Source organism: Mycobacterium sp. NPDC050551 (genome assembly GCF_040674075.1).
Taxonomy (GTDB): Bacteria; Actinomycetota; Actinomycetes; order Mycobacteriales; family Mycobacteriaceae; genus Mycobacterium.
This window is the reverse complement of the sequence record NZ_JBFARC010000005.1, coordinates 182,366-196,025: the sequence shown is the minus strand read 5'-3', so window position 1 is coordinate 196,025 and position 13,660 is coordinate 182,366. Positions and strand designations below refer to the sequence as shown.

11 protein-coding genes are annotated in these 13,660 nt (G+C 72.5%); all 11 read left to right on the top strand.

Annotated features, from left to right (window positions below; translation table 11 throughout):
* The first annotated feature begins 42 nt into the window (after positions 1-42).
* The 11 genes from AB0K11_RS20805 (at position 43) to AB0K11_RS20755 (ending at position 13,607) form a co-directional block, all read left to right on the top strand.
* Entirely contained in the window at positions 43-1,575 is a 1,533-nt protein-coding gene (locus tag AB0K11_RS20805; protein ID WP_364981104.1) for a UDP-N-acetylmuramoyl-L-alanyl-D-glutamate--2,6-diaminopimelate ligase, read from the top strand.
* Positions 1,572-3,107, top strand: coding sequence for a UDP-N-acetylmuramoyl-tripeptide--D-alanyl-D-alanine ligase (gene murF, locus AB0K11_RS20800; protein ID WP_364981101.1), 1,536 nt, complete (start codon positions 1,572-1,574; stop codon positions 3,105-3,107). The genes AB0K11_RS20805 and murF overlap by 4 nt, the downstream gene beginning before the upstream one ends.
* Positions 3,104-4,183, top strand: a complete 1,080-nt coding sequence (gene mraY / locus AB0K11_RS20795) for a phospho-N-acetylmuramoyl-pentapeptide-transferase (protein ID WP_364981098.1) — start codon at positions 3,104-3,106, stop codon at positions 4,181-4,183. Before murF ends, mraY begins: the two co-directional genes overlap by 4 nt.
* Position 4,184: 1 nt before the next feature.
* Complete coding sequence (gene murD / locus AB0K11_RS20790) at positions 4,185-5,636, top strand: UDP-N-acetylmuramoyl-L-alanine--D-glutamate ligase (RefSeq protein WP_364981095.1); 1,452 nt, start codon at positions 4,185-4,187, stop codon at positions 5,634-5,636.
* Positions 5,637-5,663: 27 nt separating this feature from the next.
* Positions 5,664-7,208, top strand: a complete 1,545-nt coding sequence (gene ftsW, locus AB0K11_RS20785; RefSeq protein WP_364981848.1) for a putative lipid II flippase FtsW — start codon at positions 5,664-5,666, stop codon at positions 7,206-7,208.
* Between the two features lie 11 nt (positions 7,209-7,219).
* Entirely contained in the window at positions 7,220-8,353 is a 1,134-nt protein-coding gene (gene murG, locus AB0K11_RS20780) for an undecaprenyldiphospho-muramoylpentapeptide beta-N-acetylglucosaminyltransferase (RefSeq protein ID WP_364981092.1), read from the top strand.
* Complete coding sequence (murC, locus tag AB0K11_RS20775; protein ID WP_364981090.1) at positions 8,350-9,804, top strand: UDP-N-acetylmuramate--L-alanine ligase; 1,455 nt, start codon at positions 8,350-8,352, stop codon at positions 9,802-9,804. Before murG ends, murC begins: the two co-directional genes overlap by 4 nt.
* Positions 9,804-10,757, top strand: a complete 954-nt coding sequence (locus tag AB0K11_RS20770; RefSeq protein ID WP_364981087.1) for an FtsQ-type POTRA domain-containing protein — start codon at positions 9,804-9,806, stop codon at positions 10,755-10,757. The genes murC and AB0K11_RS20770 overlap by 1 nt, the downstream gene beginning before the upstream one ends.
* Positions 10,758-10,958: 201 nt before the next feature.
* Complete coding sequence (ftsZ, locus tag AB0K11_RS20765) at positions 10,959-12,104, top strand: cell division protein FtsZ (RefSeq protein ID WP_264012506.1); 1,146 nt, start codon at positions 10,959-10,961, stop codon at positions 12,102-12,104.
* A 40-nt stretch (positions 12,105-12,144) separates the two neighbouring features.
* Complete coding sequence (gene pgeF / locus AB0K11_RS20760; RefSeq protein ID WP_364981084.1) at positions 12,145-12,861, top strand: peptidoglycan editing factor PgeF; 717 nt, start codon at positions 12,145-12,147, stop codon at positions 12,859-12,861.
* Entirely contained in the window at positions 12,849-13,607 is a 759-nt protein-coding gene (locus AB0K11_RS20755; RefSeq protein WP_364981081.1) for a YggS family pyridoxal phosphate-dependent enzyme, read from the top strand. Before pgeF ends, AB0K11_RS20755 begins: the two co-directional genes overlap by 13 nt.
* Positions 13,608-13,660 lie beyond the last annotated feature (53 nt).

The following is a 13,660-nucleotide window of genomic DNA, read 5'->3' as shown; positions in this document are numbered from 1 at the left end:
TAGAAGCACCGCCGGTGCCGGGATCGGTACTGTGTCATCGCCATGAACCTGCGTCCCAGCCACCCCGCCGGATACCCGCTCGGGCCGCTGGCCGAGCGGGTGACAGCGGTGCCGCGCGGGGTCGCGCCGCTGCCCGACCTCCAGATCACCGGGGTCACCCTGCGCGGTCAGGACGCCCGGCCGGGTGACCTGTTCGCCGCCCTGCCCGGTTCCTCGTCGCACGGCGCCCGCTATGTCGGGGCGGCCGTAGCGGGCGGTGCGGCGGCGGTGCTCACCGATGCGGCAGGCGCTGACCTCGTCGACACCGGGACCGACGTCGCGGTCCTGGTCCATCCCGACCCTCGCGCGGTGCTGGGCGACGTGGCGGCCACCGTCTACGGCAGGCCGTCGGAGCGCCTGCGGGTGATCGGGGTGACCGGCACCTCGGGCAAGACCACCACCACCTACCTGGTCGAGGCGGGCCTGCGCGCGGCCGACCGGGTGGCGGGCCTGATCGGCACGGTCGGCGTGCGCATCGCCGGCCGGGACCAGCCCAGCGCACTGACCACGCCCGAGGCGCCCGACCTGCAGGCACTGCTCGCGGTGATGGTGGAGCACGGCGTCGACACCGTGGTGATGGAGGTGTCGAGCCATGCTTTGAGCCTCGGCCGGGTGGACGGCGTGCGGTTCGCCGTCGGCGGATTCACCAACCTCTCGCGCGACCACCTGGACTTCCACCCGACGATGGCCGACTACTTCGCCGCCAAGGCGCGGCTGTTCGACCCGCGGTCATCCGCATGTGCCGACCTGCCGGTGATCTGCGTCGACGACGAGGCCGGCCGGGAGATGGCGGCGCTGGCGACCGCGCCGGTGACCGTCAGCGCCACCGGCCGCGACGCCGACTGGCGGGCCGAGCAGGTGCGCGCCGTCGGTCACGTCGCGCAGGAGTTCGTCGCCGAGGATCCCGTCGGCGTGCACCACGGGCTGCGGATCGGACTGCCCGGCCGCTACAACGTGGCCAACTGCCTGCTCGCCACCGCGCTGCTGGACGCGGTCGACGTGTCACCCGAGCAGGCCGCGCCGGGTCTGCGCACCGCGACGGTGCCGGGCCGGCTCGAACCCGTCGACCGCGGCCAGGGCTTTCTTGCGCTGGTGGACTACGCGCACAAGCCCGGCGCGTTGCGGGCGGTGCTGCACACCCTGCGCGAGCACGCCGGCGGCGCCCGGGTGGCGGTCGTGTTCGGCGCGGGCGGCAACCGCGATCCGGGCAAGCGGGCGCCGATGGGCCGCACGGCCGCCGAACTGGCCGACCTGGTGGTGGTCACCGACGACAACCCGCGCGACGAGGACCCCGCCGCGATCCGGGCGGCCATCGTCGCAGGCGCGCGCGAGGCCGGGTCCGAGGCCGAGATCCTCGAGGTGGGCGACCGCCGCGGCGCCATCGACTGCGCGGTGGCGTGGGCGCGACCCGGCGACGTCGTGCTCGTCGCTGGCAAGGGCCACGAGGCGGGCCAGACGAGCCACGGCCGAACCCGCCCGTTCGACGACCGTCAGCAGTTGGCCGAGTCACTGCTCGCGTCGGGGCGCGGCGGATGATCGCGCTCAGCCTCGCCGAGATCGCCGGCATCGTCGGCGGCGAGCTGGCCGACGTCACACCCGATGCCGCCGCCGCGACCCGGGTGACCGGCACCGTCGAGTTCGACTCCCGCGCCGTCACGCCCGGCGGGCTGTTCCTTGCGCTGCCGGGCGCCCGCGCGGACGGCCACGAGTTCGCCGCGGCCGCGGTGGCCGCCGGTGCGGTTGCGGTGCTGGCCGCCCGGCCGGTGGGAGTACCCGCGATCGTGGTGCCGCCCGCCGAGCGCGCGCACGCCGGAGCCGGGGTGCTCGAACACGACGTCGACGGCGCAGGCGCGGCGGTGCTCGCCGCGCTGGGCAGGCTCGCCGCGGCGGTGGCCGAGCGTCTCACCGCGAACGGGCTGACCGTCGTCGGGATCACCGGCTCCTCCGGCAAGACCTCGACCAAGGACCTGGTCGCCGCGGTGCTGTCGCCGCTCGGGAACGTCATCGCGCCACCGGGCTCGTTCAACAACGAGCTCGGCCATCCGTGGACGGTGCTGCGCGCCGACGAGTCGACCGACTTCCTGGTCCTCGAGATGTCGGCCCGCCATCCCGGCAACATCGCCGCGCTCGCCGCGATCGCCCGGCCGTCGATCGCGGTGGTGCTCAACGTGGGCACCGCCCACCTCGGCGAGTTCGGTTCGCGCGAGGCCATCGCCGCGACGAAAGGCGAACTGCCGGAATCGGTTCCGCCGTCGGGAGTGGTGATCCTCAACGTCGACGACAATGCGGTGGCGGCGATGGCCGGGCGCACCGCGGCGCGGGTGGTGCGGGTGTCGCAGGACGCGGGCGCCCCGGGGGACATCTGGGCCGACGGGATCGCTCTCGACGCGCTGGCGCGGCCGCGGTTCACCCTGCACACCGGCGCAGGCGAGGTCGACGTCGCGCTCGCGGTGCACGGCGAGCACCAGGTGTCGAACGCACTGTGTGCGGCGGCGGTGGCGCTGGAGTGCGGCGCCCGCCCCGACCAGGTGGCAGCGGCGCTGGCGGACGCCGGTCCGGCGTCGCGGCACCGCATGGAGGTCACCACCCGTGCCGACGGGGTGACCGTCGTCAACGACGCCTACAACGCCAACCCCGACTCGATGCAGGCCGGCCTGAAGGCGCTGGCGTGGATGGCCCGCGGAGGGCAGGAGCGAAGCGACTCGGGAATGGGTCGCGGCGAGGGCGAGGGACGGCGCAGCTGGGCGGTGCTTGGCGAGATGGCCGAGCTCGGCGAGGACGCGATAACCGAGCATGACCGCATCGGCCGGCTGGCCGTGCGCTTAGATGTGTCTCGACTCATCGTCGTCGGAACCGGGAGGTCGCCGAGCGCCATGCATCACGGGGCGGTCATGGAGGGATCGTGGGGGTCGGAGGCCGCCCTGGTCGACGACGCGGACGCGGCGCTCGCCGTGCTGCGCGCCGAACTGGCGCCCGGTGACGTGGTGCTGGTGAAGGCGTCGAACTCGGCCGGGCTCGGTGCGCTGGCCGACGCGCTGGCGGCGGACCCCGGAATCGGTGATCGATGAGGCAGATCCTGATCGCCGTCGGCATTGCGCTGACGGTGTCGATCCTGCTCACCCCCGCCTTGATCCGGCTGTTCACCCAGCGTGGCCTCGGTCACGAGATCCGCGAGGACGGTCCGGCCAGCCACGCCAAGAAGCGCGGCACCCCGTCGATGGGCGGCGTGGCGATCCTGGCAGGCATCTGGGCCGGCTACCTCGGCACGCACCTCGTCGGCGTGGCGCTCGGCGGGGAGGGTCCGTCGGCGTCCGGCCTGCTGGTCCTCGGGCTGGCCACCGCGCTCGGCGCGGTCGGCTTCGTCGACGACCTGATCAAGATCCGGCGTGCCCGCAACCTCGGCCTGAACAAGACCGCCAAGACCGTGGGCCAGCTGCTGGCCGCGGTGCTGTTCGGTGTGCTGGCGCTGCAGTTCCGCAACGCCGACGGGCTGACGCCGGGCGGCGCGGAGCTGTCCTACGTCCGCGAGATCGCCACGGTGACGCTGGCGCCTGCGGTGTTCGTGCTGTTCTGCGTGGTGATCGTCAGCGCCTGGTCGAACGCGGTCAACTTCACCGACGGCCTGGACGGCCTGGCCGCCGGCGCCATGGCGATGGTCACCGCCGCCTACGTCATCATCACCTTCTGGCAGTACCGCAACGCCTGCGCGACCAGCCCGGGGTTGGGCTGCTACAACGTCCGCGACCCGCTGGACCTGGCGCTGATCGCGGCGGCGACGGCCGGCGCCTGCATCGGGTTCCTCTGGTGGAACGCCGCGCCGGCCAAGATCTTCATGGGCGACACCGGCTCGCTGGCGCTGGGCGGCGTCATCGCGGGTCTGTCGGTCACCAGCCGCACCGAGATCCTCGCGGTGGTGCTCGGTGCGCTGTTCGTCGCCGAGGTGACCTCGGTCGTGGTGCAGATCCTGGCGTTCCGCACCACGGGCAGGCGGGTGTTCCGGATGGCGCCGTTCCATCACCACTTCGAACTGGTCGGCTGGGCCGAGACGACGGTGATCATCCGGTTCTGGCTGCTGACGGCGATCGCGTGCGGCCTGGGCGTCGCACTCTTCTACAGCGAGTGGCTCGCCGCCGTCGGAGCGTGACGTGTCGCCGATAGCCCCCGGGGCGGCGGTTCTGGTGACGGGCGCCGGGATCACCGGCCGTGCGGTGCTGGCCGCGCTGGCGCCACTCGCGGTGACGGCGACGCTGTGCGACGACAACGCCTCGGCGCTGGCCTCCTACGCCGACGCGGGCACGCGAGTGACCGACCCGGCGACCGCGGTGGCCCGCATCGCCGACTACGACCTCGTGGTGACCAGTCCGGGTTTCCCGCCGATGGCGCCGGTGCTGGCCGCGGCGGCCGCGGCGGGTGTGCCGGTCTGGGGTGACGTGGAGCTGGCATGGCGGCTCGACCAGTCCGGGCGCTACGGCCCTCCGCGCCGCTGGCTGGCGGTGACCGGGACCAACGGCAAGACCACCACGACGTCCATGCTGCACGCGATGCTGGTGGCGGGCGGCCTGCGAAGCGCGCTATGCGGCAACATCGGCGAGCCGGTGCTCGATGTGCTGGGGCAGCCGTCCGACGTGCTCGCCGTCGAGCTGTCGAGCTTCCAGCTGCACTGGGCGCCGTCGCTGCGGCCCGAGGCCGGTGTCGTGCTCAACGTCGCCGAGGACCACCTCGACTGGCACGGTTCCATGGCCGCCTACGCCCGCGACAAGTCCAGGGTGCTCGACGGCCGGGTGGCAGTGGTCGGCCTGGACGATCCGGTGGCGGCCGGCCTGCTGGGCGACGCGTCGGCGCCGGTGCGGGCGGGTTTCCGGCTGGGCGTGCCCGGTGCGGGCGAACTGGGGGTGCGCGACGGCACGCTGGTCGACAACGCGTTCGGCCGCGACGTCGAGCTCGCGCGCACCGCCGACATCACCGTGGCGGGGCCGGTCGGGGTGCTGGACGCGCTGGCGGCAGCGGCGCTGGCCCGGGCCGTGGGGGTGGAGCCCGCCGCGGTGGCGGGTGCGCTGCGGGACTTCACGGTGGGCAGGCACCGGGCGGAGGTGGTTGCGGTGCGCGACGGCGTCACCTACGTAGACGACTCCAAGGCCACCAACCCGCACGCCGCCCAGGCGTCGATCGCCGCGTACCCGCGGGTGGTGTGGATCGCCGGCGGCCTGCTCAAGGGTGCGTCGGTACTGGACCTGGTCCGTGAGGTGGCCGGACGTCTGGCCGGCGCGGTGCTGATCGGGCGTGACCGCGCCGTCGTCGCCGAGGCGTTATCGCGACACGCGCCGGATGTCCCCGTCGTCGAGCTTGTGACGAGGGAGGATTCTGGGGTGCATGGGACAACTGAGTCAGCTGTTAAGCATGTGACTCGTGTGGTCGAGGTGGCCGACGGGGCGATCGCCGAGGCGGTGATGGCGGCGGCTGTCGAGGCCGCCGGCGACCTGGCGCGGCCGGGCGACACCGTCCTGCTGGCGCCCGCGGGCGCGTCTTTCGACCAGTTCACCGGCTACGGCCACCGCGGTGACGCGTTCGCCGCCGCCGTGCGCGCCGGCACCCGGTAGCGGACCGTGGGCAACCTGCTGGCCCGCCTGCGCTCGCGCGGCGCCGCGGCGGAGACGGCCGAAGCGGCGGTGACGCGCGGTCCCCGGACCCGCTTCGGCGCCTGGCTCGGCCGGCCGATGACGTCGTTCCACCTGATCATCGCCGTCGCGGCACTGCTCACCACGCTCGGCCTGACGATGGTGCTCTCGGCGTCGGGGGTGTACTCCTACGACTCCGCCGGATCGCCGTGGTCGGTGTTCGCCAAGCAGGTGCTGTGGACCGCCGTCGGCCTCATCGCGTTCTACGTCGCGCTGCGAATGCCGGTCGCCATGATGCGCCGTCTCGCGTTTCCCGCCTTCGCCGTGACGATCGTGCTGCTGATCCTCGTGCTGATCCCAGGAATCGGCAAGGTGGCCAACGGGTCTCGCGGCTGGTTCGTCGTGGCGGGCTTCTCGATGCAGCCCTCGGAGCTGGCCAAGATCGCCTTCGCCATCTGGGGCGCCCACCTGCTGGCGTCGCGCCGCCTTGAACGCGCATCGCTGCGCGAGATGCTGATCCCGCTCGTGCCTGCGGCCGTGATCGCCCTGGCGCTGATCGTCGCGCAGCCCGACCTCGGCCAGACGGTGTCGCTGGGCATCATCCTGCTGGCGCTGCTCTGGTACGCGGGCCTGCCGCTGCGGGTGTTCCTCAGCTCGCTGCTCGCTGTCATGGTGTCGGCCGCCGTGCTGGCGATGGCCGAGGGGTACCGCTCGGCGCGGGTGCAGTCCTGGCTCGATCCCGCGGCGGATGCCCAGGGCTCCGGCTACCAGGCCCGCCAGGCCCGGTTCGCGCTGGCCAACGGCGGGGTGTTCGGCGACGGGCTGGGGCAGGGCAGCGCGAAGTGGAGCTACCTGCCCAACGCCCACAACGACTTCATCTTCGCGATCATCGGCGAGGAACTGGGCTTCATCGGCGCCGCGGGAACGCTGGGCCTGTTCGGGCTGTTCGCCTACACCGGGATGCGCATCGCGCGCCGCTCGGCCGATCCGTTCCTGCGGCTGCTCACCGCCACCGCCACCACCTGGGTGCTCGGCCAGGTGTTCATCAACGTCGGCTACGTGGTGGGATTGCTGCCCGTCACGGGGCTGCAGCTGCCGCTCATCTCCGCGGGCGGGACGTCAACGGCGACAACGTTGTTGATGATGGGCGTGATGACCAACGCCGCACGGCACGAACCCGAGGCGGTGGCCGCGCTGCGGGCGGGCCGCGACGACCGGGTGAACCGGCTGCTGCGGCTGCCGCTGCCCGAACCGTACGTGCCCACCCGGCTGGAGGCGGTCCGCGACCGGTTGCGGACCCGGCCGGGCCGGCCGGCCAAGCCCGCGCCGCGGGCACAGGCACGCGATCGCCAACGCAAACCCCCCGCCGATGACCGACGGGCGCGGCGCGCAGGGCATCATGTAGGCGATCAACGCTCCGGCGGACAGCCTCGCCGGGCGATCGGGTCCGGCAAGCAGAAGGCCGACCGCGGGAAGCGGACCGGCGAAGGCCGGACCGCGCAACGCCAACAGGGCCGGCGGGCCCGCACACTGGAAGGTCAGCGTTACGGGTGAGCGGCGCAGGGATGTCCGTTCCGGCGGGGCAGGGAAGTAGCCACCGGCCGGTCTCGGTCGTCCTCGCCGGCGGAGGCACCGCGGGACACATCGAACCGGCGATGGCCGTGGCCGACGCGTTGACCGCACTCGATCCCACGATCCGGATCACCGCGCTGGGCACCGCGCGCGGCCTGGAGACGCGGCTGATCCCTGCCCGTGGTTACGACCTCGAACTGATCACGCCTGCGCCGCTGCCGCGCAAGCTCTCCGCCGACCTGGCCCGGCTGCCCCTGCGCGTCCGCCGCGCGGTGCGCGAGACCCGGGCGGTGCTCGACAGCGTGCAGGCCGACGTCGTGGTGGGTTTCGGCGGCTACGTCGCGCTGCCTGCATATCTGGCCGCGCGCGGCGGCGTCCGGCGACGCCGGGTGCCGGTGGTGGTGCACGAGGCCAACGCCAGCGCCGGATGGGCGAACAAGGTGGGCGCCCGCTCGGCACGTCGCGTGCTGGCCGCGGTGCCCGATCCCGGGCTCGGTGACGTCGAGGTCGTCGGTGTCCCGGTGCGAGCGGCGATCACGTCGCTGAACCGGGGCGCACTGCGTTCCGAGGCACGCGCCTTCTTCGGCTTCGGCGAGCACGACCCGGTGCTCCTGGTGTTCGGCGGGTCCCAGGGTGCGCAGTCGCTGAACCGGGCGGTGGCCGGAGCCGCCGAAGCCCTTGCTGCAGCGGGTGTCTCGGTGTTGCACGCCTACGGTCGCAAGAACACGCTCGACGTCCGCGAACCGGCAGGCGGTGGCGCCCGCTACGTCGCGGTGCCGTACCTGGACCGCATGGACCTGGCCTACGCCGCAGCCGATCTGGCTATCTGCCGGTCCGGCGCGATGACGGTCGCCGAGGTCACCGCCGTCGGGCTGCCCGCGGTGTACGTGCCACTGCCGATCGGCAACGGCGAGCAGCGGCTCAACGCACTGCCGGTGGTCGGTGCGGGCGGCGGCCTGCTCGTCGACGACGCCGACCTGACACCGGCCTTCGTGGCCGAGACGGTCGCGGGCCTGCTCACCGACGCCGGGCGGCTGCAGACGATGACCGCCGGAGCGGCGCTGGCGGGACACCGCGACGCCGCCACCGAGGTCGCCAGGGTGGCGCTCGAGGTGGCGGGCCGGTGAGCGGCGCACCGCTGCCCGAGGAACTGCACCGGGTGCACATGGTGGGCATCGGCGGCGCCGGGATGTCCGGAATCGCCCGCATCCTGCTCGACCGGGGCGGCCTGGTCTCGGGCTCCGACGCCAAGGAGTCACGGGCGGTGGCGGCCCTGCGCGCCCGCGGCGCGTCGATCCGCATCGGGCACGACGAGTCGTCACTCGACCTGCTGCCGGGTGGGCCGACCGCGGTGGTCACCACCCACGCGGCGATCCCCAAGACGAATCCGGAACTCGTCGCGGCGCGCAGGCGCGGGATCCCGGTGATCCTGCGGCCGGTGGTGCTGGCCAAGCTGATGGCCGGGCACACCACGCTGATGGTGACCGGGACAGCAGGCAAGACCACCACCACGTCGATGCTCATCGTGGCCCTGCAGCACTGCGGGTTCGACCCGTCCTTCGCCGTCGGCGGTGACCTCGGAGAGGCGGGGACGAACGCCCATCACGGCAGCGGCGCTTATTTCGTCGCTGAAGCCGACGAGAGCGACGGGTCGCTGGTGCAGTACGAGCCCGACATCGCCGTGGTGACCAACATCGAGGTCGACCATCTGGACTTCTTCGGCAGCGAAGAGGCCTACGTCGCGGTGTTCGACGCCTTCATGGAACGGCTGAAGCCCGGGGGCGCGGTGGTGGTCTGCGTCGACGACGCCGGGGCCGCTGCCTTCGCCGAACGGACTGCCGCGCAGGGGATCCGGGTGCTCCGCTACGGCAGCGGCGATCAGCCCGACCTGGCCGGTGCGCTGCTGGACTGGTATCAGCAGGGCACGAGTGCGGTGGCCACCGTGCAGTTGGCGGGGGAGAGCAGCCCGCGCACGATGCGACTGGCAGTGCCCGGCAGGCACATGGCGCTCAACGCGCTGGCCGCGCTGTTGGCGGCGATGCAGGCCGGGGCGGCGGCGGACGTCGTGCTGGAGGGCCTGGCGGAGTTCGAGGGCGTACGGCGGCGCTTCGAGCTGGTCGGTACGGCGACCGGGATCAGGGTCTTCGACGACTACGCCCATCACCCGACGAAGGTCGCGGCCGCGCTGACGGCGGCGCGCGGGCTGGCGGAGGAGTCGAACGGCCGTGTCGTCGTGGTCTTCCAGCCGCACCTGTACTCCAGGACCGAGGCGTTCGCGCGGGAGTTCGGCCGCGCCCTCGACGCCGCCGACGCCGTGTTCGTGCTCGACGTGTTCGGCGCCCGCGAGCAGCCGCTGCCGGGCGTCAGCGGCGCGACGGTGGCCGAGCACGTGAGCGTGCCGGTGACCTACCTGCCCGACTTCTCGGCGGTGGCCGACCGGGTGGCCGACGCCGCCCGGCCGGGTGACGTCGTGCTGACGATGGGCGCAGGCGACGTCACCATGCTCGGACCGGAGATCCTGGCTGCGCTGCGGGCGAAGGCCAACCGCATCGCGCCGCCGCCACGGGCGGAGCGGTGATGAGCGAGCCCCCGCAGGACGGCGAGCCCCCGCAGGACGGCGGGCCACCCGCCGAATCACCGGAGGCGCCCACCGAACCACCGGAGGCGGCCGACGCGTCCGAAGACGGCACCCTCCCGCCGGCCGCGGCGGAGGACTTCGAAGGTCCACGCAGGCGCGCCCGCCGCGAGCGCGAGGAGCGCCGCGCCGCGCAGGAGCGGGCGACGGCCATCGAGGCGGCCAGGCGCGAGGCCAGGCGCAAGGCCATGGGCGGACCCGTTGACGCGCCGAAAACCCTTGGCCGGGGCGCGGTTCGGGGACTGAAGGTGCTGTTGTGGTCCACGCTGCTCTCGGTGCTGGCGGTCGCACTGGGCCTGCTGCTGTACTTCACGCCGGTGATGTCGGCGCGCAGCATCGTGATCACCGGCATCGGAGCGGTGACCCAGGAGGAGGTGCTCGCCGCGGCCGCGGTGCCTGCCGGGACGCCGCTGCTGCAGGTCGACACCGACGCGGTGGCCGAGCGCGTCGCGACCATCCGCCGGGTGGCCGCCGCCCGGGTGCAGCGCGAATACCCGTCCACGCTGCGCATCACGGTGGTGGAGCGGGTTCCGGTGGTGGTCAAGGACCTTGCGGACGGTCCGCACCTGTTCGACCGCGACGGCGTGGACTTCGCGACCGCGCCGCCGCCCCCGACACTGCCCTACCTCGACGCCGAGAATCCCGGCCCCAGCGACCCGGCGACCCAGGCCGCGCTCGAGGTGATGACCGCGCTGCCGCCGGACGTGGCAGGCCAGGTCGGGCGGATCGCGGCGCCGTCGGTCGCGGCGATCACGCTGACGCTGACCGACGGCCGGGTGGTGGTGTGGGGCACCAACGACCGCACCGAGGAGAAGGCGCTCAAACTGGCCGCCCTGCTCACCCAGCCGGGACAGACGTACGACGTCTCCAGTCCCGATTTGCCCACGGTCAAGTAGCACCCGCAGGCGCGACGCCCCACCGCGCGGCATGACGTCGATGAAAATTCGTCAGATCCGCACCGGCGCGCCTGCATGGTCAATGCCGGGGCCGGCCATACCGTTCTGTTTGCACGGCGCTACCTGACATAACTCTAAGCCTCACGTTGAGGTTGAGAGTTTGCTCAACGGAGTTGGACCAGTCGTACAGGAAGGCGAACGATGACCCCCCCGCATAACTACCTCGCCGTCATCAAGGTCGTCGGCATCGGCGGCGGCGGCGTCAACGCCGTCAACCGGATGATCGAACAGGGCCTCAAGGGCGTCGAGTTCATCGCGATCAACACCGATGCGCAGGCGCTGCTGATGAGCGATGCCGACGTCAAGCTCGACGTCGGCCGCGACTCCACCCGAGGGCTCGGTGCAGGCGCCGACCCCGAGGTCGGCCGAAAAGCCGCCGAAGACGCCAAGGACGACATCGAGGAGCTGATCCGCGGCGCGGACATGGTCTTCGTCACCGCAGGAGAGGGTGGCGGCACCGGTACCGGTGGCGCACCGGTGGTGGCGAGCATCGCGCGCAAGATGGGTGCGCTGACGGTCGGCGTCGTGACGCGGCCGTTCTCCTTCGAGGGCAAGCGCCGCAGCAATCAGGCCGAGACCGGCATCGCCTCGCTGCGCGAGAGCTGCGACACCTTGATCGTCATCCCCAACGACCGGCTGCTGCAGATGGGCGACGCCGCGGTGTCGCTGATGGATGCGTTCCGCAGCGCGGACGAGGTGCTGCTCAACGGCGTTCAGGGCATCACCGACCTGATCACCACACCGGGCCTGATCAACGTCGACTTCGCCGACGTCAAGGGCGTGATGAGTGGTGCGGGCACCGCACTGATGGGCATCGGCTCCGCCCGCGGCGACGGACGTGCGCTCAAAGCCGCCGAGATCGCGATCAACTCGCCGCTGCTCGAGGCGTCGATGGAGGGCGCGCAGGGCGTGCTGCTGTCGGTCGCGGGCGGCAGCGACCTCGGCCTGTTCGAGATCAACGAGGCCGCGTCCCTGGTGCAGGATTCGGCGCATCCCGAGGCCAACATCATCTTCGGCACGGTGATCGACGATTCGCTCGGTGACGAGGTGCGGGTGACGGTGATCGCGGCGGGCTTCGACGCCGCCGGGCCGAGCCGCAAGCCGGTGGTGGGCGCGGGCCAGGCCATCGCGCCGGGACGGGCGGGCAAGGTGACCTCACCGCTGTTCGACCCGGCCGATCCGGCGAGCGTGCCGCTGCACACCAACGGCGCAACCGTGCGCATCGGCGGTGACGACGGCGGCATCGCCGACGACGACGTCGACGTGCCGCCCTTCATGCGCCACTGAGCCGTCCGGTGATCCCGTGCCGTCCGGCGATACTGGATCGGTGACCGTCCGGGTTCGGCGGGTGACCACCACCCGCTCCGGCGGCGTCTCGGCGCCGCCGTTCGACACCTTCAATCTCGGCGACCACGTCGGCGACGATCCCGGCGCGGTGGCGGCCAACCGGAGACGGCTGGCGTCGGCGACCGGTCTGGGTGCCGACCGGGTGGTGTGGATGAACCAGGTGCACGGCGACCGGGTGGTCGTCGTCGACGACCCGGCACAGGCCGCCGCGGGCCCGGTCGAGAATACCGACGCTTTGGTCACCGGCATCCCGAGATTGGCTCTGGCCGTGGTCACCGCCGATTGTGTTCCGGTGCTAATGGCCGACGCCCGCGCGGGTGTGGCCGCCGCCGTGCACGCCGGGCGGGTCGGCGCCGCACAGGGTGTCGTGGTGCGCACCGTCGAGGTGATGCTCGAACTCGGCGCCCGTACCGGGGACATCTCCGTGCTGCTCGGACCGGCGGTGAGCGGAGCCCATTACGAGGTGCCCGCCGAGATGGCCGACGAGGTGGAGGCGGCGTTGCCCGGCAGCCGCACCACCACTGCCCGCGGCACCGTCGGTCTTGACCTGCGGACCGGAATCGCAAGGCAATTAACGGGTTTGGGCGTCACCGCCATCGACGTCGACCCACGCTGCACGGTCGCCGACAAGAATCTGTTCAGCCATCGCCGCGACGCCCCGACCGGCCGGCTGGCGTCGCTGGTGTGGATGGAGTGAGCGCCGTGCCCACCGACCGGGAAAGCGAACTGCAGGCGTCGCTCACGGCGGTGCGTGCCCGGTTGGATCGGGCCGCCGCGGACGCCGGACGCAATGTCGGAGAAATCCAATTACTTCCCGTCACAAAATTCTTCCCGGCTTCTGACGTATTGCTATTACACGCAATGGGCTGCACCGAATTCGGCGAATCCCGCGAACAGGAAGCGTCGGGAAAAGCGGCCGAAGTCGGCGCCGAATTGAGCGGCGAGCCCGTTCGCTGGCACATGGTCGGGCGCATCCAGCGCAACAAGGTGCGGGGGATCGCCGAGTGGGCGCACGCCGCACACTCCGTCGACGACCTGCGGGTGGCGGCCGCACTGGACCGGGCGGTGGGCCGTGCGCTGGACGAGGGCCGCCGGGCCGAGCCGCTGCAGGTCTACCTCCAGATCAGTCTCGACGGCGATGCCGGGCGATCCGGGGTCGACGTCCGCAGGGCAGACCTCGTCGACGAACTTGCGGCCGCGGTCGACGCCGCGGCGCCGCTGCGGCTGGTCGGCGTGATGGGCATCCCGCCGCTGGACGCGGACGCCGATGCGGCGTTCGCGATGCTCGCGGCCGAGCGCGACCGGGTTCAGCAGCGCTGTGGGCAACCCCTCGGGCTGTCCGCCGGGATGTCGGGCGACCTCGAAGTCGCGGTGCGACACGGTTCCACGTGTCTGCGTGTCGGAACCGCTCTTCTGGGACGACGACCGCTAACGTCACCATGAGTAGTCACACCAGTCACATCTTCATCACAGACACCACAGCTTCCAGAGTCATT

Coding starts and splice junctions, on each gene's coding strand:
- mraY (WP_364981098.1), top strand. CDS start 3,104: ATGAGGCAGATCCTGATCGCCGTCGGCATTGCGCTGACGGTGTCGATC.
- ftsZ (WP_264012506.1), top strand. CDS start 10,959: ATGACCCCCCCGCATAACTACCTCGCCGTCATCAAGGTCGTCGGCATC.
- murF (WP_364981101.1), top strand. CDS start 1,572: ATGATCGCGCTCAGCCTCGCCGAGATCGCCGGCATCGTCGGCGGCGAG.
- murG (WP_364981092.1), top strand. CDS start 7,220: ATGTCCGTTCCGGCGGGGCAGGGAAGTAGCCACCGGCCGGTCTCGGTC.
- AB0K11_RS20770 (WP_364981087.1), top strand. CDS start 9,804: ATGAGCGAGCCCCCGCAGGACGGCGAGCCCCCGCAGGACGGCGGGCCA.
- AB0K11_RS20805 (WP_364981104.1), top strand. CDS start 43: ATGAACCTGCGTCCCAGCCACCCCGCCGGATACCCGCTCGGGCCGCTG.